23 protein-coding genes are annotated in these 20,746 nt (G+C 48.5%); 8 read left to right on the top strand and 15 right to left on the bottom strand.

What is annotated here, in order from left to right; translation table 11 throughout:
- Window positions 1–93: 93 nt before the first annotated feature.
- The 3 genes from CZ360_RS07575 (at window position 94) to rhaD (ending at window position 3,715) form a co-directional block, all read left to right on the top strand.
- A complete protein-coding gene (locus CZ360_RS07575) occupies window positions 94–1,560 on the top strand; it encodes a rhamnulokinase (RefSeq protein WP_077533547.1) in 1,467 nt (488 codons plus the stop codon).
- Window positions 1,561–1,623: 63 nt separating this feature from the next.
- Window positions 1,624–2,880, top strand: a complete 1,257-nt coding sequence (gene rhaA, locus CZ360_RS07570) for an L-rhamnose isomerase (protein ID WP_077533546.1) — start codon at window positions 1,624–1,626, stop codon at window positions 2,878–2,880.
- A gap of 16 nt (window positions 2,881–2,896) precedes the next feature.
- Complete coding sequence (gene rhaD, locus CZ360_RS07565; protein ID WP_077533545.1) at window positions 2,897–3,715, top strand: rhamnulose-1-phosphate aldolase; 819 nt, start codon at window positions 2,897–2,899, stop codon at window positions 3,713–3,715.
- A 76-nt stretch (window positions 3,716–3,791) separates the two neighbouring features.
- On the opposite strand, the gene CZ360_RS07560 is transcribed toward rhaD, so the two are convergent.
- From CZ360_RS07560 to CZ360_RS07535, 6 genes are all read right to left on the bottom strand, one after another.
- On the bottom strand, window positions 3,792–4,304 hold the full coding sequence (locus CZ360_RS07560) for a hypothetical protein (RefSeq protein WP_077533544.1): 513 nt from the start codon (window positions 4,302–4,304) through the stop codon (window positions 3,792–3,794).
- A gap of 16 nt (window positions 4,305–4,320) precedes the next feature.
- Window positions 4,321–4,755, bottom strand: coding sequence for a large conductance mechanosensitive channel protein MscL (gene mscL, locus CZ360_RS07555; RefSeq protein WP_077533543.1), 435 nt, complete (start codon window positions 4,753–4,755; stop codon window positions 4,321–4,323).
- A 15-nt stretch (window positions 4,756–4,770) separates the two neighbouring features.
- Window positions 4,771–5,283: a nitroreductase family protein gene (locus CZ360_RS07550; protein ID WP_077533542.1), complete on the bottom strand. Its 513-nt coding sequence runs from the start codon at window positions 5,281–5,283 to the stop codon at window positions 4,771–4,773.
- Between the two features lie 17 nt (window positions 5,284–5,300).
- Window positions 5,301–7,253 carry a GTP-binding protein gene (locus CZ360_RS07545; RefSeq protein ID WP_077533798.1) on the bottom strand — a complete coding sequence of 651 codons (1,953 nt, stop codon included), beginning with the start codon at window positions 7,251–7,253 and terminating at the stop codon, window positions 5,301–5,303.
- A gap of 205 nt (window positions 7,254–7,458) precedes the next feature.
- Window positions 7,459–7,920, bottom strand: a complete 462-nt coding sequence (gene tnpA, locus CZ360_RS07540; RefSeq protein ID WP_077532218.1) for an IS200/IS605 family transposase — start codon at window positions 7,918–7,920, stop codon at window positions 7,459–7,461.
- Between the two features lie 193 nt (window positions 7,921–8,113).
- Window positions 8,114–8,302 (bottom strand): hypothetical protein, encoded by a 189-nt coding sequence (locus CZ360_RS07535; protein ID WP_077533541.1) that lies wholly within the window; start codon window positions 8,300–8,302, stop codon window positions 8,114–8,116.
- A gap of 227 nt (window positions 8,303–8,529) precedes the next feature.
- Here CZ360_RS07535 and CZ360_RS07530 point away from each other — a divergent pair, with 227 nt between their 5' ends.
- Window positions 8,530–9,306, top strand: coding sequence for an SDR family oxidoreductase (locus CZ360_RS07530; protein WP_205411110.1), 777 nt, complete (start codon window positions 8,530–8,532; stop codon window positions 9,304–9,306).
- 32 nt (window positions 9,307–9,338) lie between these two features.
- Here the strand turns inward: CZ360_RS07530 and CZ360_RS07525 are convergent, their stop codons facing one another.
- The 6 genes from CZ360_RS07525 to CZ360_RS07500 all read right to left on the bottom strand — a co-directional run bounded on the left by CZ360_RS07525 (window position 9,339) and on the right by CZ360_RS07500 (window position 15,556).
- Window positions 9,339–10,055 (bottom strand): glycerophosphodiester phosphodiesterase family protein, encoded by a 717-nt coding sequence (locus CZ360_RS07525; protein ID WP_077533540.1) that lies wholly within the window; start codon window positions 10,053–10,055, stop codon window positions 9,339–9,341.
- A 14-nt stretch (window positions 10,056–10,069) separates the two neighbouring features.
- Entirely contained in the window at window positions 10,070–10,762 is a 693-nt protein-coding gene (locus CZ360_RS07520; protein ID WP_077533796.1) for a DNA alkylation repair protein, read from the bottom strand.
- 1 nt (window position 10,763) lies between these two features.
- Window positions 10,764–12,512 (bottom strand): pyruvate kinase, encoded by a 1,749-nt coding sequence (gene pyk / locus CZ360_RS07515; RefSeq protein ID WP_077533795.1) that lies wholly within the window; start codon window positions 12,510–12,512, stop codon window positions 10,764–10,766.
- Window positions 12,513–12,852: 340 nt separating this feature from the next.
- Complete coding sequence (gene tnpA / locus CZ360_RS07510) at window positions 12,853–13,314, bottom strand: IS200/IS605 family transposase (RefSeq protein WP_077532218.1); 462 nt, start codon at window positions 13,312–13,314, stop codon at window positions 12,853–12,855.
- Between the two features lie 187 nt (window positions 13,315–13,501).
- Entirely contained in the window at window positions 13,502–14,089 is a 588-nt protein-coding gene (locus CZ360_RS07505) for a zinc-ribbon domain-containing protein (protein ID WP_143530186.1), read from the bottom strand.
- A 267-nt stretch (window positions 14,090–14,356) separates the two neighbouring features.
- Complete coding sequence (locus CZ360_RS07500) at window positions 14,357–15,556, bottom strand: acetate/propionate family kinase (RefSeq protein ID WP_077533538.1); 1,200 nt, start codon at window positions 15,554–15,556, stop codon at window positions 14,357–14,359.
- 206 nt (window positions 15,557–15,762) lie between these two features.
- Between CZ360_RS07500 and CZ360_RS07495 the strand changes: the two genes are divergently transcribed.
- The 3 genes from CZ360_RS07495 to CZ360_RS14160 all read left to right on the top strand — a co-directional run bounded on the left by CZ360_RS07495 (window position 15,763) and on the right by CZ360_RS14160 (window position 18,148).
- Window positions 15,763–16,941 carry a tRNA(Met) cytidine acetate ligase gene (locus CZ360_RS07495; protein WP_159438175.1) on the top strand — a complete coding sequence of 393 codons (1,179 nt, stop codon included), beginning with the start codon at window positions 15,763–15,765 and terminating at the stop codon, window positions 16,939–16,941.
- Window positions 16,942–17,167: 226 nt separating this feature from the next.
- A complete protein-coding gene (locus tag CZ360_RS07490; RefSeq protein WP_077533536.1) occupies window positions 17,168–17,887 on the top strand; it encodes a DUF421 domain-containing protein in 720 nt (239 codons plus the stop codon).
- Window positions 17,888–17,983: 96 nt separating this feature from the next.
- Window positions 17,984–18,148: a hypothetical protein gene (locus CZ360_RS14160; protein ID WP_162841208.1), complete on the top strand. Its 165-nt coding sequence runs from the start codon at window positions 17,984–17,986 to the stop codon at window positions 18,146–18,148.
- 44 nt (window positions 18,149–18,192) lie between these two features.
- Here CZ360_RS14160 and pnuC read toward each other — a convergent pair whose 3' ends face one another.
- Both pnuC and CZ360_RS07480 read right to left on the bottom strand, forming a co-directional pair.
- A complete protein-coding gene (gene pnuC, locus CZ360_RS07485; RefSeq protein ID WP_077533535.1) occupies window positions 18,193–18,894 on the bottom strand; it encodes a nicotinamide riboside transporter PnuC in 702 nt (233 codons plus the stop codon).
- Window positions 18,895–19,221: 327 nt separating this feature from the next.
- A complete protein-coding gene (locus CZ360_RS07480) occupies window positions 19,222–19,896 on the bottom strand; it encodes a nuclease-related domain-containing protein (protein WP_159438173.1) in 675 nt (224 codons plus the stop codon).
- Between the two features lie 195 nt (window positions 19,897–20,091).
- On the opposite strand from CZ360_RS07480, the gene CZ360_RS07475 reads away from it, so the two are divergent.
- Window positions 20,092–20,292: a DUF378 domain-containing protein gene (locus CZ360_RS07475; RefSeq protein WP_077533533.1), complete on the top strand. Its 201-nt coding sequence runs from the start codon at window positions 20,092–20,094 to the stop codon at window positions 20,290–20,292.
- 34 nt (window positions 20,293–20,326) lie between these two features.
- Here CZ360_RS07475 and cdd read toward each other — a convergent pair whose 3' ends face one another.
- Window positions 20,327–20,746 (bottom strand): cytidine deaminase, encoded by a 420-nt coding sequence (gene cdd / locus CZ360_RS07470; RefSeq protein WP_077533532.1) that lies wholly within the window; start codon window positions 20,744–20,746, stop codon window positions 20,327–20,329.

Genomic DNA, 20,746 nt, shown 5'->3' with positions numbered 1-20,746 from the left:
ATTTTTTCAATTTCATAAACAGAGATAGACAAGAAACAATCATAAAGCTTATAATAAGCTTAGAAAAAATTATGCAGAAAGGAGACTCACCAAATGCCAAAAAAAGTGTTAGCCTTTGATTTCGGTGCATCCAGCGGACGCGCTATGCTCGGCATCCTGGACGGCGGCGTGATTTCCATGCAGGAGATCCATCGGTTTTCCAACGATCCTGTTTCCATACACGGAACCCTGTACTGGGATGTGCTGCGGCTGTTCCACGAAATCAAAGCCGGCATCTCAAAGGCAGTGCAGGCCGGCGGATTTGACTCCATCGGGATTGATACCTGGGGCGTAGACTTTGGACTAATTGACGAAAAAGGGCTTCTGCTGGAAAACCCGGTGCATTACCGTGACCTGCGGACAGAAGAAATTCCGCCGGTCGTTTTTGCCCAGCTTTCAAAAGAGGACATCTATGCGCAGACTGGAATCCAGTTTATGAGGATCAACACCCTTTATCAGTTAAAATATCTGTCCTTAAACCGGCCTCAGCTTCTTTCACAGGCTAAAACCCTGCTGTTTATGCCCGACCTGCTCGCCTATTTCCTCACAGGAGAAAAACGCTGCGAAATGACAATTGCCTCCACCAGCAATCTGCTCGACGCTAAGACCAAAAAATGGGCCGAGCCGGTTTTAAAAGAAATCGGGGTGCCGGAAAGCCTGTTTCCACCCATGATTCAGCCCGGTGAGCAATATGGGAGCCTTTTGCCGGAACTCTGCGAGGAGTTTGGCTGTGAACCGGTCCCGGTAGTGGCTGTCTGTACCCATGATACCGCCAGCGCGGTGGTTAGCGTGCCGGCCTCTACACCTGACTTTGCCTATATCAGCAGCGGAACCTGGTCGCTCTTCGGCACAGAGCTTCACGAGCCTGTCCTCTCCAGGGAAGCGGAACTAGCCAACTTTACCAACGAAACCGGTTACGGAAAAACAACGCGGTTTCTCAAGAATATTATGGGACTTTGGGTTATCCAGGAGTCAAGACGGCAATGGCTGCGCGAAGGAGCGCAGTGCGGGTATGATACTCTGGAAAACGAGGCGCTGGAGGCTAAGCCATTTTGCTGTTATATCGATATTGACGCGCCGGAGTTTGAAACTCCGGGCAATCTTCCCCGAAGGATTCGGGCCTTCTGCGAACGAACCGGACAGTATGTCCCGCAGACGCGCGGCGAAATCATGCGCTGCATCTATCAGAGTCTTGCCATGAAATACCGCTATACCTTTGAAACACTCCATCGGCTGACCGGAAAGGAATTTCATCATATTCATGTCATCGGCGGCGGGATAAAAGACACCCTGCTGTGCCAGCTCACGGCCGACGCCTGCAGCATTCCGATTCTGGCCGGCCCTGCGGAGGCCACAGCTATGGGCAATATCTCCGTGCAGCTCATCGCGGCCGGCATGCTCGACGGCGCATCGGGTGCCAGAAAGGCTGTCACCTGCTCAACCAAGCTCAAGCAATATCTGCCTTCCCAGCCGGAAGTATGGGAAGCAGCCTATACGGAATTCTTAAAAATACTCCAATAAGGTTTGAAACGGAATTCCTTTCAAGCTTCAGAGGCTATACCCAAATAGAAAGGATGGAAATTCATGAACGAAAAACTGCGGCAAGCATATGAGCTTGCAAAAGAACAGTATGCCGCAATCGGTGTAGACACTGAAAAGGCAATGGAGCAGCTCAAACAGATCAAGGTTTCACTCCATTGCTGGCAGGGCGACGATATCAACGGGTTCCTGTTCCAGGACAATGCCCTGACCGGAGGGATCCAGGTTACTGGAAACTATCCGGGAAAAGCTACCAATATCAAGGAACTGCGGCAGGACATCGAAAAGGCATTGTCCTGCATCCCCGGAAAACACAAGCTGAGCCTGCATGCAATTTATGCGGATACAGAGGAAAAAATTGATCTCGATGAAATCGAACCGAAACATTTTGAAAGCTGGGTCAACTGGGCAAAGGCGCAGGGGCTGGGCCTTGATTTTAACCCAACCTGCTTCTCCCATCCCATGGCTGATACCGGCTTTACCATCTCGAGCGCGGACGAGAAGGTGCGCGAATTTTGGATTGAACACTGCAAGCGTTCCCGCCGCATCGGAGATTATTTCGGCAGGGAGCTCGGACAGAAATGCGTCACCAATTATTGGTTCCCGGACGGCTACAAGGATATCCCGATTGACCGGGAAGCGCCGCGGCATCGGATGATGACCGCCCTGGACGAGGTCTTTTCCGAGCCGATGGATCCCCAGTATAACCTGGACGCAGTCGAAAGCAAGGTGTTTGGGATAGGTGCGGAAAGCTATACCGTCGGTTCCAATGAATTCTGCCTGGGCTACGCAGTATCCCGCGGCAAGGCATATTGCCTCGACGCCGGACATTTCCACCCGACCGAGGTTATCTCGGATAAAATCCCATCTGTTCTGCTCTATACAAAGGAGCTTCTTCTCCATGTCAGCCGCCCGGTTAGATGGGATTCCGACCATGTGGTCATCTTCGATGACGAGCTCAACGCAATCGCACAGTCTCTCGTGCGCGGCGGGCTTCTGGAGCGTACTCATATCGGACTGGACTTCTTTGACGCCAGCATCAACCGGGTCGCCGCCTGGGTCATCGGAACAAGAAACCTTTTAAAGGCCCTGCTCCGCGCCTTGCTGGAACCGACCGGCACCTTAAAGCAGCTTGAACTGGACGGAGACTACACCTCCCGTCTGGCCCTGACCGAAGAATATAAAACCTATCCCTTCGGCGCGGTATGGGATTACTACTGCGCCCAGATGGGTGTTCCCAGCGGAACCGCCTGGTTTGATGAAATCCGTCAATACGAAGCGGATGTTTTGAGAAAACGCTAGAAAGGAATCGATCAACATGAATTGTATCAAAGAAGCTCCTCTGATCCGCGAAATACGCCTTCTCGCGCAAAACCTGTACCGGTTGGGCTGGGATGAGCGCAACGGCGGAAATATTAGCTGTATCATGTCGGAGGAAGAAGCAGAAAGCTATTTTGACACCAGCAAGACGATTCGTTTCATTCCAATGGAGTTTGACGCAGGCGAGCTGGCCGGACGCTATTTTGTCGTGACGGGTACGGGAAAGTACTTTAAAAACGTCTATGACGATCCGGAAAACAATCTCGGCCTGCTCAGAGTACGGGAGGACGGAAAAGGCGTCGATCTTATCTGGGGATACGCCGACGGCGGCAGACCGACCAGCGAGCTTTCCGCCCATTTTATGACCCATATTGAACGGTTAAAGGCCGACCCGCTTCATCGGGTTGTCATCCATACCCATGCTACCAACGTAATCGCCATGACCTTTGTACATGACCTGACCGAACGGGAATTCACCCGCACGCTGTGGCGGATGTGTACAGAATGCATGGTAGTATTTCCGGACGGCGTTGCCGTACTCCCTTGGATGCTCTGCGGTACAGATGAAATCGGAAGGGTGACCGCCGATAAAATGAAGGAATTCCGGCTGGTGGTCTGGGGACAGCATGGAATTTTCGGTACCGGGCGGGATATCGACGAGGCGTTCGGGCTGATTGAAACAGTTGAAAAGGCCGCCGAAATTTACATTAAGATTATGACCCGGCCAATCCTGCAATCAATCACGGATGATCAGCTTTGGCAGATTGCAGATGCTTTCCATGTCAAGCCCCGCGAAGGATGGCTTGAACCAAGATAATGCGTACACGTTTGCTTTAATAAAGGAGGGACGCTGCGGATATTCCGCAGCGTCTCTCCTAATTTTATCATTCCCATCAGAGATATGCTTTCAAATCCTCAATTTTTGTCTCTTCCATCTTCAAAAGACGGTTGCCCAGCTTATGCGCCTGGGTATCTGCATGCGGGCATTGCCTGAGCTGCTTTGTAATCTCAACAATCCCCATCGTGCTCCCCTGCGTCATCATCTCGGCAAGATGAGAGGAAGAACGGTCTTTAATCAGATTAAAGTCAATCATAATGTCAGAGGACATCTTGGTCAGAGGCCCTACCTTTTCGGCCTTGGCATTTCTCTTTTCCAATTCTCTTCTTGCCTGATCGCTGATTTCTCCATAAGCGGATAGCTGATCTGTCAGCAAATCCTCCATTTTTTTCTCCTCTGTCACAGTCAGCAAATGCTTGATTGTGTCTTTCCCCATCGTTGCATTTTCATAAATAAACTGAAACAATTTCGTCGTTTCATCCATGTTATAGTCCATTCCTTTCCAGTCGTTTTTCTTATTTTCTCCGTCAGAAAAGGAAATATACAGAGAAAGGAACGCATGATTCATGCGCTCCTTTCTCGTGTTATGTTTCGTCTGCTGCTTCCGCTTCTAATACAGAAGTACAGTGCGGGCAGCGGGTCGCTTCGATCGGGATCTCACTGCAGCAATATGGGCAAGCCTTTGTCACCGGAGCGGCAGGCGCTTCTTCCTCTTTTCTCTTGCCAAGACCGGCAAGCTTATTCATTCCCTTTACCAGAAGGAAGATCAGCAATGCCATAATCACAAAGTTGATTACCGCTGTAATAAAGGCCCCGTATTTCAGATCCACGCCAAGGACATTAATTGCTTTATCCTGCAGAGCCGTACTGCCGAACAGTCCCAAAAGCGGAGAAAGGATATCGTTGACCAACGACTGAACGATTGCTTGAAAAGCGGCACCGATGATAACACCGACTGCCAAATCCATCACATTGCCGCGCAATGCAAATTCTTTAAATTCCTGAACAAATTTTTTCATTGTTGAAACCTCCTGTTATCCCAAATACGTCACGTAATCCCCGGCCTGCTTCCTGATTTTCGGCCTATGCTCCGGCGTCGCGGCATAACCGATTGCCACCACCACAACAGGCGGCGCATCGGGAGACAACCCCAACGTCTTAACCAGGTGCTCCTCACCAATGGAACCCATGATACAGGTCGCCGCACCCAAGTCCTCCGCTGCCAGGCAAAGCTGCATCACAGCCAGTCCCAAATCAAAGCGGTGCCACTTCTCAGCCGTAGCGCTGCCAATCTCAGGCTGTACGACAATGAAGGCAGGGCAATGGTCGGTAAATTGGTTGAAGCCTTCTTCCTGAGCACAGGCTGCAATCCTTTTGCAGAGATCGGGACGGTTTACAATAGTAAACCGCCAGGGCTGGCAGTTCCTTGCGGAGGGAGCCAGTCCCGCCGCTTCGACACATTTGAAAAGGATTTCCTTTTCAATCGGCCTGTCAGCATAGTCCCGGCAGCTCTGCCGGTCGCAGATCAGAGAAAAATAGTCTTTCATTTTCTTCACCTCATTTTCTATTTACAATGCATATAGCCGTCTGCTTCCTGCCATCTTACGGGATATCCTGCACCGTGAGAACAAAAAACAGAATCGGCTGTATTGGCTGCATCATGATCCGGGTCATACCCAGCCTGCTCTATCGCTTCCTGCTGGTTATGGCAGGGCTCATATCCGTCAAAAGTAAGGTTCAGGCTGCCGGAACCGCCTGTCAGGGAGATCAGCTCCCTCTGGTATCCCCGCAGCTCTGAAACCGGAGCACGCCCAGTCAGCCGGACAGTATGCCCGTCAAGCCTCGGCGGGTCAAAGCTCCCGGAAAAGCGCTGGATGTCTGCAATCAATCTTCCCACGCAGTGATCCGGCGCGTCAATCGTAAACCGGTAATACGGTTCCAGGAGAACGCTTTTCCCTTTGCGGAGGCCCTGCCGGATCGCGCGGTAGGTCGCTTCCCGAAAATCGCCGCCCTCGGTATGCTTCAAATGCGCCCGCCCGGTCAGGAGAGTGATCTTTATGTCGGTAAGCGGCGCGCCCGTCAGCACGCCCCGATGTATCTTTTCGAACACATGGGTGCGGATTAGGTTTTGAAAGTTTCCGTCCAGCACATCCTGGGAGCATTCGGAGGCAAAACGGATCCCTTCTCCCCGTTTGTTTGGTTCCAGCCGGAGATGCACCTCTGCATAATGCCGCAGCGGTTCAAAATGCCCGCATCCGATTACCGGTTCCTCCAAAGTTTCCTGATATAAGATCCGGCATTCCCCGAAACGGATATCCAGGGAAAACCGTTCTGCAATCAATGCTTTGAGTATTTCAAGCTGGATTTCGCCCATCACGCGCAGACTGATCTCCTGCAGTTCTTCATCCCACGCCACCTGCAGCATCGGATCCTCTTCCTCCAGAATACGAAGCTGTTCAAGAACAGCGCGCGGATGATATGTCCCTTCGTCAAAGACCACCCGGGCAGTCAGCATCGGCTTCATCTCAAAATAAGCGGAGGAAAACTCGCTTCCAATCCGGTCTCCGCATTTCGGAAGGCTGAGCCCGCTCACAACACACAGAGCGCCCGCTCCCACTTCGGCCGCAGGCTGAGCCTTGTCACCGTGGCACACCCGCAACTCATTCACCTTTTCAAAGCAGGTCCCTTCTCCGCCGCGAACCGCAATCTCGTCCTTTGCTCTCAATGTTCCGCTCCGAATTTTCAGATAGGTCCTGCGGATCTTTTTTTCGTCATACCGCACCCTATAAACATCAGCGCAGAAGGGTGCTGACGCATCATAAGCTGTTTCCGTCCACCGTACAAGGCATTCTAAAAACAGATCAATTCCCTGATCCTGAAGCGCCGAGCCGCTCAGGCAGGGAAACAGCTTCCGTTCTCTGATCAACCGGACGGCGGCCTTATCCCATTCCTCGGGCTGGTAACCGTTTTCCAGATAGTACTCCAGAAGCCGGTCATCCCGTTCTGCCACCGCTTCTACGGCAAGATCCGGCAGTTTCCCGTCCGCAATTCCGTCAAAACAGACTGCGTCTTTTGTCAGTCTGCGGCGGATTTCATCGAGCACTCGGCTGGGGTCGGCTCCCTCCCGGTCGGTTTTGTTTAGAAAGAAAAAAACCGGAACACAATGTTGGGCAAGAATCCGCCAGACGGTTTCCGTATGACCCTGCACACCCTCCACACAGCTTACAATCAAGACTGCATAGTCCATCACCTGCACCGCACGCTCCATTTCCGCTGAAAAATCAGCATGTCCCGGCGTATCCAGCAGGTCAAAGGATTTTCCTCCCGCGGAGAAAACAGCCTGTCCGGAAAAAATAGTAATTCCCCTCTGCCTTTCGATCCGGTGGGTATCCAAAAAGGTATCCTGATGGTCGACGCGGCCAAACCTCCGAATACTGCCCGTATGATATAAAAGCTGTTCCGCAAAGGTAGTTTTCCCCGCGTCAACATGCGCTAAAATCCCAATCGTCTGGTTCATCTGTTTTTCTTCTCCTTTTTGCTTATTTTCAGTATATCTCACTTCCTTTTCAGAATCAAGATAGAAATCATAACCACCCGTCAAACGGGTGGTTTGCTCGCCCCTATAAGGGGCAGATACCGACCAGCGCCTAAAGACGCTGGCTTTCTCTTTGTTCAAGCCTATTGCCTTTGCCGCTTTTGCCGCCCCTTAAAGGGCGTTCGTACTACCTGCTACCCTTAAAAGGGTCTTCATACTCTTTTACACTCAATTTATCCAGTGCTATATCGTGCTTTTCCTGTTCCTCTATGTATTTCCGTATGGTTGCCTCATTGAGTCCTACTGTACTTACATAGTACCCCTCTGCCCAGAAATGTCTGTTCCCATACTTATACTTTAGATTTGCATGTTTATCAAACATCATCAACGCACTTTTTCCTTTCAAGTATCCCATGAAACTTGACACACTTATTTTTGGTGGTATACTTAAAAGCAGATGTACATGGTCAGGCATCATATTTCCTTCCAGTATTTCTACTCCTTTGTATTTACACAGTGTTCTTATGATTTTCTGCAAATCCACTCTATACTGTCCGTATATCGCTTTTCTTCGGTATTTCGGTATGAACACTATGTGGTACTTACACATCCATTTTGTGTGTGATAAACTGTTTGTTTTATTTGCCATTAAAATCACCTTTCTTTTTTTGCAATAAGCTTGAACATCTTATTGTACCACGAAAGGTGATTTTTTTGGTTTAACCTTTTGTTTCCCACCCGCATAGCGGGTGGTTTTCTGTTTCGTGCCGCTGGCACTCAACCGTCTAAAGACACTAATAAAAAAGCCGCCGGGAAACCGGCGGCTTTTGGGAACAGGACAATCAGACCTGCACAACATAGTCAAATTGGAAAAACCCTTTATTGAAGAACGAGCTTGTCGGAATCATATTTTGATTCAAAAAGAGTGCCGTCGTGCTTTCAGCATACAGGTCATACCCTTCTTCGATTAACTGCTCCGCAACTTCGATTGACTGATATTTGTTTCCCAACAACAATGCTTTTTTATTCATACCTGACACTCCTTTACTCCGGTGATTTGTTTCTTTTGTTCTATAACTATATTATACACAAAACGAATAATTATGCAATATATTCGCAGAAATAATTTATAATTATACATATATTTGTATAGTTGCATAAATTTTGATTTGTTTTCTCGTCAAAACAACCAACCTATTTCACCTGGATTGCACAAACAGACCCTTCGTGTTAAAATAAAGCAAAGAGGAGGAAAAGCATGATGGAATTTACCGGCAAGATTTGCGTAGTCACAGGAGGCGCCAACGGAATTGGGCGATGCATTGCACAGAATTTCCTGGAACGGGACGCTTTTGCTGCTGTGATCGATACGGATGAGGTGAGAGGACGTGAACTTGCGGAAGCCTATCCCGGCAAGGTTCTGTTTTTCGCCGGCGATGTGGCGGAACAACTTGTTTTGGAAGGATTCGCCTCACAGGTCAGGGAACGGTTCGGAAAAGTGGACTTCCTGGTAAACAACGCCTGTCTGTCCAAAAAAGGGATCTGTTCCAGGTGCAGCTATGAGGACTTCCTCTATGTCCAAAAAGTCGGTGTCGCTGCGCCCTACTATCTGAGCCTGCTTTTTTCTGATTTATTTGCAGACGGAGCCTCCATTGTCAATATTTCATCTACCCGTGCCCAGATGTCCCAGCGGGACACAGAAAGCTATACAGCGGCAAAGGGAGGGATTTCCTCCCTCACCCACGCGCTGAGTGTCAGCCTTGCGGGGAGGGTTCGGGTCAATGCCGTAAACCCCGGCTGGATTGACACCGGGCTATACCACTCCGGGCATCGGCTTGATTGCTATGAGCCTGCCGATCAGCTCCAGCATCCGGCAGGGCGGGTTGGGAATCCGCAGGATATCGCGCAGGCTGTCCTGTTTTTGTGTAGCGATCAGGCTTCCTTTATCACCGGGCAGAGCATGATCGTGGACGGCGGGATGACAACACAGATGATTTACCATAACGACGAGGGCTGGAGCCTAAACGTGAAATAGCGGGGACGGATTAATAAAAATCCGTCCCCGTTTTATTCAAGTATGTTTGTAGTGATCTGATCAACGCCCCATTGGATCAATTTCTTTGCATCCGCCGTGTCGTCACAGGTCCAGGCATTCAGCAGGATTCCCTTTTGCTTAATCCTTTTTACAAGCTCCCGGTTAAGCACACGGTAGTCAATATCCAAGCCAAGCCGTTGGGCAGGGAGAAGCTCCAAAAGCTGGTCATCCCACTCGGAAACCAAATATTCTGCACGAGCCTGCGGAAAAATCCGGCGTAATTCTAACAGGTTGGAAAGTGAAAAGGAAATGAACAGCATTTTTTGCAGGTCATATACCTCTCGGATAATCTGCAAAATTTCCGCTATTTCACCGGATGAAAATTTGTTTTTGAATTCCAGCACCCCAACCTTTCGGTATCTCCTGCAGATTGACAGGTATTCCTGCAAGGTCGGAATCCTGAGATCAATCCGGGTAGAGCCGTCCCGGTCTATCAGCGCCAGTCTCCGCAGTTCAGCCAGCGCAGTGCCTTCAACCGGAATGTTCCTCTCCGCCACCCTGCCGGTCGTATCGTCGTGGATCACGACATAGTTCCCGTCCGCTGTTTTGTGCACGTCAGTTTCTATTCCGAAATAGCTGCGGTTCGCCGCAGCGATGAAGGCCGCGGCGGTATTTTCCGTCTCAATTCCGCTCAGTCCCCGGTGCGCGATCATCCGCACACCCTTTGCTTCCACCCGAAGGGTATCCATGCTGATTCCTCCTGTCAGGAAATCTCCCGCCTCATCCGGCGGATCAGTTCCCTCTGCTCCCCGCTTATCCGGCGGGACTCTGTAATCTTCTGCAGCGCTTTTTTCCGTGTTTCCGGATCAATTTCATTCCCGGTCAGATAGGGAAACGTCTGATTCGGGAATTTGACATAACAGACCGACAGCGCCCATCCGACCGCCATCTTTACATAATACCCCGGCTGTTTCACCCCGGACAATGCCGCAAGCACCCGGTCAATCCATTCCGGGACAATGTAATGATCAAGCAGCATCACCGCTCCAAACCGGGCCTCAAACTCCTTCTCAGATACAAGGTAGGGCTGCAAAAATCCCCATACCTGTTCCCTATCCTTCTGCACCGGCTTTAGCCCGGCGCAAAAGCTGTCACAGACCGACCAGTTGTCAATTTTGGGAACAAACCAAGCTATCCAGGACAGCCGCTCCTCTAAAGAGAGGTTTGCCTTTCCAATAACCATCCCTTTCAGCATGGTTTCTTCAAAATACTGCTCCGGACAATCAGTCAGATAACTCTGCCAGTCCGAGCGCACCGCCACCTCCTTGGCGAGCCTCCGCAAAGCGGGCAGCCGGACTCCGATAAGCGGCAATCCGCCAGGAATCAGTCCCTGCGAAAACTCCCGGTATCCCGGCTCGGAAAGACGTTTTAATGCTTCTTTTACAAGCAGTTCAATCTCATGACTCATGGTTACAGCTAACCGTTCCCTTTTCTGCCTCCATCTTTACCACAGCGCCGGTTTTCAAGATTTTGGTTGCGTCCCGCGCGCCGACTATGACCGGCAGATCCATCGCCATACCGGCAATGGCTGCATGAGAATTGGTTCCCCCTTCTTCGGTGATAATTCCGGCAGCGTTTCTGAGCAGCGGCATGAGCTGGTTAGAGGTTTTCGGAATTACCAAAATATCCCCATCCTTAAACTGTGCTGCCGCTTCCTGCTCATCCCGGCAGACACAGAGACGCGCAGTCACCTGCTGGCTGGTAATTCCCTGCCCGGAGACCAGGATATGGCCTACGACATGAACCTTCATCATATTGGTAGTACCGGAGATGCCAAGCGGAACTCCCGCAGTAATAACCACCAGATCCCCGCTCTGGAGATAACCGGCTTTTTCCGCCGTATCAACCGCATGGTCAAACAATTCATCCGCCATACTTTTTTCTTCCACCAACAGCGGCTTTACACCCCAGGACAGGTTTAACTGCCGCCAGACAACCTCCTGTGTAGTACAGCCGATAATCGGGTATTTCGGACGGAACTTGGAGATCATCCGGGCGGTTTTGCCGGATTTTGTTACAGTTACAATTGCAGCCGCGCCCAAATCATGCGCTGTGGTGCAGGTAGCATGGGAGATCGCATTGGTAACGTCCACCCCGCCGACGCCGGTTAACAGGTTAAACCGTTTGATATAATCGATGTCCTCTTCTGCCGATACCGCAATCCGAACCATGGTTTTGAGCGCCTCCACCGGGTACTGCCCCGCCGCAGTTTCCCCGGACAGCATGATGACGCTTGTTCCATCGTAAATGGCGTTGGCAACATCCGTTGCTTCTGCTCTGGTCGGGCGCGGATTTTTCATCATGGAATCGAGCATCTGGGTTGCTGTCACAACCTGTTTGCCCGCCATATAGGCTTTTTTGATGATCATCTTTTGCAGCACGGGGACATCCTCCATCGGGATTTCTACTCCCATATCGCCGCGGGCCACCATGATTCCATCCGCTACCCGGATGATTTCATCAATATTCTGAACCCCTTCTGCATTCTCTATCTTTGCAATAATATTAATATGATGGCAATGATATTCCTCTAATATTTTGCGAACCTCCAAAACATCCTCCGCACTGCGGGTAAAGGAGGCGGCAATATAGTCAAATCCGGTTTCAATGCCAAAAATGATATCAGACCGGTCCCGTTCACTGATAAATGGCATGCTTAGCCTTGTCCCTGGGACATTGATTCCCTTGCTGTTAGAAAGGGAACCGCTGTTCATAATTTTACAGGTAATATCCGTGTCCGTTACCGTTACAACCTGAAGCTCTATCAGACCGTCATCCAGCAGCACAACCGCACCCGGCACAATATCCTTCGGAAGATCCTGGTAGGTGATGCTGACAATATTCTCCGTACCAGCCACCTTGCGGGTTGTCAGGGTAAATATATTCCCCTTTTTCAGTTCTACCTTTCCGTCCTCAAAGGTGCCAATCCGAATTTCCGGGCCTTTGGTATCCAAAATAGTGGCAATCGGAAGATTGAGCTCTTTCCTGAGCTTAACTATCATATCGAACTTTTTCTTGTGGGAAGCATGGTCTGCATGAGAAAAGTTAAACCGTGCCGCATCCATTCCCTCCAGCATCAGCTTTCTCAGCACCTGCTCGTCGTCGTTGGCAGGCCCCATTGTACAGATAATCTTTGTCTTTCGCATCTCTCTTCTTCTCCTAACCGAGTCAATCTTAAAATCCCTCAGCATTATTATAAGCAATCCCAGCCCGAAATGCAACTTTTCGCCGCAAAGGTAAAATCCTAAATTTTGATCGCTTTTCTTGCAAATTCTGCCGAATTCTCCTTTTCCCTGCAACGTTTCCTTCAAGAATATTTTACCTTGGATTTACAAAAAGAAGCCCAAATCATAACCACCCGTCAAACGGGTGGTTTGCTCGCCCCTATAAGGGGCAGATACCGACCAGCGCCTAAAGACGCTGGCTTTCTCTTTGTTCAAGCCTATTGCCTTTGCCGCTTTTGCCGCCCCTTAAAGGGCGTTCGTACTACCTGCTACCCTTAAAAGGGTCTTCATACTCTTTTACACTCAATTTATCCAGTGCTATATCGTGCTTTTCCTGTTCCTCTATGTATTTCCGTATGGTTGCCTCATTGAGTCCTACTGTACTTACATAGTACCCCTCTGCCCAGAAATGTCTGTTCCCATACTTATACTTTAGATTTGCATGTTTATCAAACATCATCAACGCACTTTTTCCTTTCAAGTATCCCATGAAACTTGACACACTTATTTTTGGTGGTATACTTAAAAGCAGATGTACATGGTCAGGCATCATATTTCCTTCCAGTATTTCTACTCCTTTGTATTTACACAGTGTTCTTATGATTTTCTGCAAATCCACTCTATACTGTCCGTATATCGCTTTTCTTCGGTATTTCGGTATGAACACTATGTGGTACTTACACATCCATTTTGTGTGTGATAAACTGTTTGTTTTATTTGCCATTAAAATCACCTTTCTTTTTTTGCAATAAGCTTGAACATCTTATTGTACCACGAAAGGTGATTTTTTTGGTTTAACCTTTTGTTTCCCACCCGCATAGCGGGTGGTTTTCTGTTTCGTGCCGCTGGCACTCAACCGTCTAAAGACACTAATAAAAAGGATGCAGAGAAACTGCATCCTTTTTCAATTATTAATAGCAATCCGGGCATGGCCGGTAACCATCGCCCCGGGCGGCCTCTATATTATACGCCCAATAAGATTCGCAAGTTTGGAATGTGCTGCAGGTATACTTGTGATAATAGGCCGAATAATAATCATCGCACACAAAGGCGATATTGTCTATCAAAAAATCATATCCGATTTCATGACTAGCTGACTGCAGCTGCCAATAAGCAACATCTTCCTCTAATTCCTCGATCCTGCCGTTTTTGTCTGTAATCGCTGCGTTGAGATCTTCAATCGTCTGCTTCTGTTCCTGGATTGTTCCATTTAATTTGTTTACATTAGAGAAATATAAAATTGTAACAGCAATCAGTGCTATCACCATGAGAACACCCCCGGCAATCACAAAGACCATCTTTTTATCAATCGCCTTTTTCGTTTTCACGCTTACCGCTTCGAACGGGGCAAACTCTCCCGTATAAAGGGAGGCTTCCATCATCTGAGGTGTAAAAGCTGCCTGAGACACTTGTGTTTCCTCTTTTAAAGATGCTCCACAGCGTTCACAGAAAACACTGTCGTCTGGGGTCATCTGGTTGCATTTGGGACATTGCATCATCCATTACCTCCGTCATTTCCATTATTTTTAGCATAAAAATTGCTAACACAGCAACTGAGACCGGCGTTCCTAATATGTATCATACTAAAGGCCATAACCTATCGATGAGTTGTTCATCAGATTCTGAGGCAATGAATTGAAATAATTCGTTTTTTTCGCCATCCCCTTTTCGTATTATATCAGAATATACAAAGAAATCAAGATAACAAATAAATTTATATAAACCAAAAACAACAGAAACAAAGTTCCTGTTGTTTTTTATAAAAATTATTTAGACTCTACAATCCGTTTGGTATCTCTTGCGATCAGCAGTTCTTCGTTAGTCGGCACAATCCAAACCTGCACTCTGGAATCTTCAGCAGAAATTTTCCCTTCGTGACGGTTCAGCTCCACATTTTTCTCTTCGTCAAGTTTAATGCCAAGAACGCCCATATCAGCACAGACATCATGCCGCAGCTCATCCGAGTTTTCCCCGATTCCGCCTGTAAACACCACGGCATCCAGTCCGCCCATCGCGGCGGCATAGCTGCCGATATACTTCCTGATCTGATAACGGAATTTATCAATGGTTTCCTGCGCGCGGTCGCTTCCCTCTTCAGAGGCCTTAATCAGGTCGCGGGAATCGCTGGTCACACCGGACATCCCAAGGAAGCCAGACTGTTTGTTCAGCACATCGTTCATCTGATCCGGGGACAGATTTTCGTGCTTCATAATATAAAGGATAACCGACGGGTCAACTGCTCCGGAACGGGTACCCATAACCAGGCCGTCCAGCGGGGTAAAGCCCATGGTGGTGTCTACGCATTTTCCGCCGTCCACTGCCGCGATGGAAGAACCGTTCCCAAGGTGGCAGGTCACAATCTTTTTGTCCTCTACACCGCCGATCAGCTCGCCCAAACGACCGGTAACAAAACGGTGCGAGGTTCCGTGGAAACCGTATTTCCGAATCTGATATTTTTCATAATATTCATATGGCAGTCCATACATATATGCTTTTGGCGGCATAGTCTGATGGAAGGCCGTATCAAAAACCACAACCTGCGGCGTACCCTGTGGGAACACCTTCTGGCAGGCACGGATAGCCAGAACATGCGCTGGATTGTGCAGCGGGGCAAGGTCAGAAATGCTTGCGATCCGGTCGATGACTTCTTCGGTTGCCAATACAGATTCAGAGAAATATTTTCCGCCCTGTACGATTCTGTGCCCGACGGCAGCAATTTCAGAAAGGCTTTCTACAACGGCTTTTTCTCCGGTAGTCAGCAGCTCAACAAGCTTTTCAAACGCTTCAGTGTGGGTTGGGAAATCTGCTTCTTCCTTTATGGTTGTCCCATCCGCCAGCTTATGCGTAATCAAACCGCCGATTCCAATCCGTTCGCAGTTTCCTTTTGCAATGACGTCTTCTGTGGTCATATCAATCAGTTGATATTTTAATGAAGAGCTTCCTGCATTGATAACGAGTACTTTCATTCCTTTAACAACTTCCTTTCCAAACTAAAAAACAGCACGCCCGCAACCGAACAGTTATACGGCCGCTCTCTTGACAGCATGCTTCACCATACTATATAGTAATACATGAAGGTTAAAAAAACAAGTATTTCGGACAAATTTTAGCACAATTCATAGATTTCAACTTTAAAATATAGACAGAGATGATGACAGGAGGCAGCGGCCCAATGATTGCAGGAATTGTTGCAGAATATAATCCGTTTCATAATGGACATCAATATCAGCTTGAAAGAATCAGGCGTTTGGGCGCGTCCCATATTGCCGTCGTAATGAGCGGGAATTATACCCAGCGCGGCGAGCCGGCCCTGCTCGATAAATGGTCGCGCGCAAAGGCGGCCGTACTCTGCGGCGCCGATCTGGTTGCAGAGCTGCCAACGCCCTACGCCACAGCACCTGCCGCTGATTTTGCATTTTCTTCTGTTTACCTGCTCAGTCAGCTTGGGATCGATACACTCTGTTTCGGGAGCGAATGCGGGGATATTGAGCTATTGTCCCGTGCCGCGGCAGCCTGCCAAGCGGCCGAGGAAAATCCAACAATCAAAGCGCTTCTGAAAAGTGGTTTTTCTTATCCCCGGGCGCGGGAAGCTTTGGTGGCGGATTCAGGAAACCCGGAGCTGGTTCCGATAATCCGCCAGCCGAACAATATGCTGGGAATCGAATATCTCCGCGCAATTTGGACTGTCAATCCCACTATTAGGCCGCTCACCATCCGGCGTATTGGGGCTGAGCACGACAGCCCGCTTGCTCATTCACATTTCGCCAGCGCGTCCTTCCTCCGGCAGATGATCCGTACTCAAGGACTTCCCAGGGCCTCCGGCCTTCTCCCAGAAGCAGTTCGCGAAATTCTGGATGAAGAAGTAACAGCCGGGCGTGCCGTCCTGTCGGATGAGCCCTACTCCCGGCTGCTCCTGAGCACACTGCGGCGGGCAGGCCCAGAAGATCTTCGTACACTGCGGGGTATTACAGAGGGACTGGAACATCGCATCCTGCATGCTGCGCAGGATGCTAATTCAGCAAAAACACTTCTGGAGGCAATCTCTACCAAGCGTTATTCCAATGCCAGGCTGCGCCGCGCGCTATTAACCTGTTTGCTCGGCATCAAACAAACAGGAAAGCGCCCCCAGTATGCCAGAATTCTTGCCTGCAACAGCCGCGGAATGGACTTGCTGGGACGGGTAAGAAAATCTGCCGAAATTCCCATCACTCCAAAATTCGCGCAGCTTGCAAAATCCGGTTTTTCCGACGCGCTGTTTGAGCAGCACGCGACCGGCCTGTATGCCACGCTGGGTGAAGCAATACAGTCCGGCCGGCAGGAATACACCCGCCGCCCTTTTATTATAGAATAAATTTTTCATAACAAAAGAAAAAACAGCCATACTATTTCTATCCACGCTGATCAAATACTGGCTTTATATGTCAAGGCGCCGCCGCTTTTGGAATGAACACAGCAAAATACTGTTTGAAGGATTCGCTCTTCCAGCTTTGCCGCACCGCTGTCCTTGAGGTCACGCCAAAATCAGCTTGAAACCTGAAGAAAGGGAGCCTTTGCACCGCCAAGGCTTGGTGAATCGTATGGACATATTATCAGATGTTCTGGAAATTTTATTCCGTTCGCTGTTTTCTGCGGCCGCGCTGTTTATTATCACAAAAATCATGGGATACCGCCAGATTTCACAGCTTTCCTTTTATGATTATATTATCGGTATTTCCATCGGCTCGATTTCCGCCGTCATGGCCACAGACCTGGAAACCGATATCTGGAAAACCCTCGTTCCAATGATCGTTTATGGCGTTCTTTCTATTATTCTTTCCTGGATTACCACGAAAAGTATCCGCTGCCGCCGGTTTATAACCGGCACATCAGTGGTTCTGATTGAAGACGGGGAAATTCTGGAGGACAGCCTGAAAAAGGTCAAATATGATTTAAATGATCTATTGGGCGACTGCCGCAATGCCGGTTACTTTGATATCGCGGATATTGAATATGCTGTGATGGAGCACAACGGCAAAATCAGCTTCCTCCCATATCCGAACAGGCGCCCCGCAACACCGGAAGACCTTAATCTAACCCCGCAGAAGGAGGGACTTTGCGTCAACCTAATTCTGGACGGGCAAATCATGAAGGAGCATCTGAAAGCAGTCGGAAAAGAGGAGAAATGGCTGGAAAAACAGATTGCCCAGAGCAAGGCAAAGACGATTGACGATATCCTGCTCGCCACCTATGACTGCAACGATACCTTTACCGTTTACCTGAGAAACCGGGACATGAAGCCGATCCAGGTTCTTGACTGATGACACCTGTTTCATTTTGTGATACAATAAGAAAAACGGCATATTTGCTCAAGCAAACCGTGAGAAATATTCAGCAATCAAAATGGAGGAGATTTGATGGAGCCAGTCGTTTACCATGTGGTCAAAATCAATGGAGACTATGCGGTCATGAAAACTGACGACGGAGTGGAAAACACCGTTGCAATGGCACTGCTGCCGATTGAGATTACGGAGGGCGACACCGTCCTGTGGGAAAACCTTGCATATTCTATCCTAAAATAACAAACTGGGCCGGCACTATTTTCGCGCCGGCCCAGTTTGTTATTTTAGGAAGCAGCACGGTTTTGCTGCCTGCTGTACATTTTTCTCCAGTTATAAAAGCCATACAGGTCATTCAGGAAAAACATGGCGAAACAAATTACCATCGGCAGATAGGAAAGCGATTCCGCAGCCGCCAGAACCCAAAGGATAATCAGCACAACATCGTTCGCGGCATAGGCAAGCGCGTAAAAAGCACTGCGGCAAAAGGTTAGGTAAGAAGCAAGAAAGCTTGTCGTAATAGAAATGGTACTGATGACCAGACTCGCATTATGGAAGTATTTGAGGATAAAATAAAATCCTACTGTTGAAACGGCGGCGCCAAGTACCATAATCACAGCCCGAAGCCTTGAAAGCGGCGCAATCTTGACCTCGTTTTTCTTCTCCTCAAACGGGTTTTTCAGCCATGAGACTACGGACAGCATCGCCATCGGCATGGTCATGCCGAGATAGGTGATCATCTCTCCATAATACCGCAGTTCCCAAGAAATCACAGCATAAACGATGCTGAACACAACTGTCAGTATCTGACCCAGCACGTCACCCTTTGCGACAAAGATCAGAGCGGTTACTCCGATCAAAGAAGCAATCAGTGTAAGCGCCTGAAAATCTCCGCTTAGGAGGAAGGAAAGGGTAATCACAGTGATTGATGCCAGCCATAAAATCCGCTCAAATTTTGTCAAATTTCGAAATGAATGAAAAATCGCCATAAAAAACCTCCAAAAAAACAAGCATCCGTCCTGCACATCTTCAAAGACCTAACGATGTGCAAACGAATGCCCTATCAGCATTGCTACCCGGTGGCAGCGCCTATTTATTTTTTGTTATTATAGCACAGCCCCTCAGCAAAGTCAAGGCTTCATTTTTCCAAAAATCCGCAATGCCGTGCATAATTTCTACTCTACATTTTGGTGGAGAAATAACCCAACAGCAGCAAGGCTGCTGTAATGACAACGCAATACAGTAAAATCTTTTTGGGAGAAGGTCCTTCCCCTTTGTCCAAACCAAACAATCCCATCGTTTTACCCTTTCTCTTCTTAATATTTGCCCTTCGCCATCTTCTTTACATTGGCATTGTGCTGTTTAATCAGTTCTTTGTCCGTTACCCGGTTTTTCTCCAGCGCTTCGTAAACCTTCTCGACATTAACCTGGTTATCCTGTTTATATCTTGATTTTTTGAAATATTTCTTTAGAAGATTAATGGTAATTACCGGCAGCTTTCTTGGAATATTCAGAATCGCTGTTTTCTGTGAGAAAACAACCAGGCTGTCAATGTCCACACGGTAAATATTTTCTTTTTTCAGGATATGCCGGATGCAGTCCACATGGGTTTTGTTCTGGAAAAGCGGGTTATAAAATCTTGTTTTCTTCTCGTCCACAACATTTGCCCAGTCATTGTCCTTTTCCGTTCCATAAATATCGCCGTTCATGGCTTTGGTTTCCACAACTACCATTCCGAATTTCCCGATGACAATATGGTCAATCTGGGTTGTCTTATCATACAGCGGAAGATAAATATCGTGGATAACACGAAATTTGTTGGAGGACTTTCTCGCAATTTTCTCCAGCTCTTTTCCGACTTTCTTCTCCCCGTTTTTTCCAACGCGGATCTTTCTCAGCTTAATTAATTTTTTTACGCCGAAATAGGCGGCGACAAACAACACCACCAGCGCGACGATAACGGTGACAACCGCAATCTGTGTCTTATCCATATATACGACCATCCTTTTCTTCACTCATTCGTGCTTTTTTCCGGTATCCGGCAGGAAAAGCGAAAACTGTGTCTGAAACCTCAGATATTGTATTTATTGTATCATAAAACGTATAATCTTGCAAATTAACGGCAATAATAATTCATGAAAAGTTTGCAAATCCTATGCAAATTTTAATTAACAGGAGGTCTTGTCATGATCGATAGAATTGCGTTAATCCTCGTCATTATCGGTGCTCTCAACTGGGGCAGCATCGGAATTTTTGGATTTGATATCGTTGGATGGCTTTTTGGAGGACAGGGCGACATTATCAGCCGCATTATCTTTACCATCGTCGGCATCGCCGGAATCTGGTGCATCTCCCTTTTATTCCGAAAAAATGATATGGTAGAATAGAAAACATCCGGCTTCGGTTGAAGCCGGATGTTTCTTATTCAGAAAGGTTTTTCTTCCCAAAGCCAAACGGAACCAGCTCCCGCAGCTTATGGACTTCGTATTCCATTTCATCCCGCACAAGGATTACGTCAAGCTCATCAGGATCACAGAATTCCAGCATTACCTGCAGGCAAACGCCGCAGGGTGTACAGCGCCGGAGCGGAAGTACCTCTTCCTGTTTTCCGCCGGCAACTGCAATTGCCGCAAAATCACGTTCTCCGAGCTTTACGGCTTCAAAAAACGCAGTCCGTTCCGCACAATTTGACGGGGTAAACGCAGCATTTTCAATGTTACAGCCCCAATAGGTTTTCCCGCTTCTGGTCAGCAAAGCCGCGCCGACTGCAAACCCCGAATAAGGAGCGTATGCATGCTCCCTCGCTTTTAACGCTTCCTTCGCAAGCTCTTGATACTTCAT

Source organism: Massiliimalia massiliensis (genome assembly GCF_900155615.1).
GTDB classification, from domain to species: Bacteria; Bacillota; Clostridia; order Oscillospirales; family Ruminococcaceae; genus Massiliimalia; species Massiliimalia massiliensis.
The sequence above is the reverse complement of the archived record's forward strand: the minus strand, read 5'-3'. Positions and strand labels throughout refer to the sequence as shown.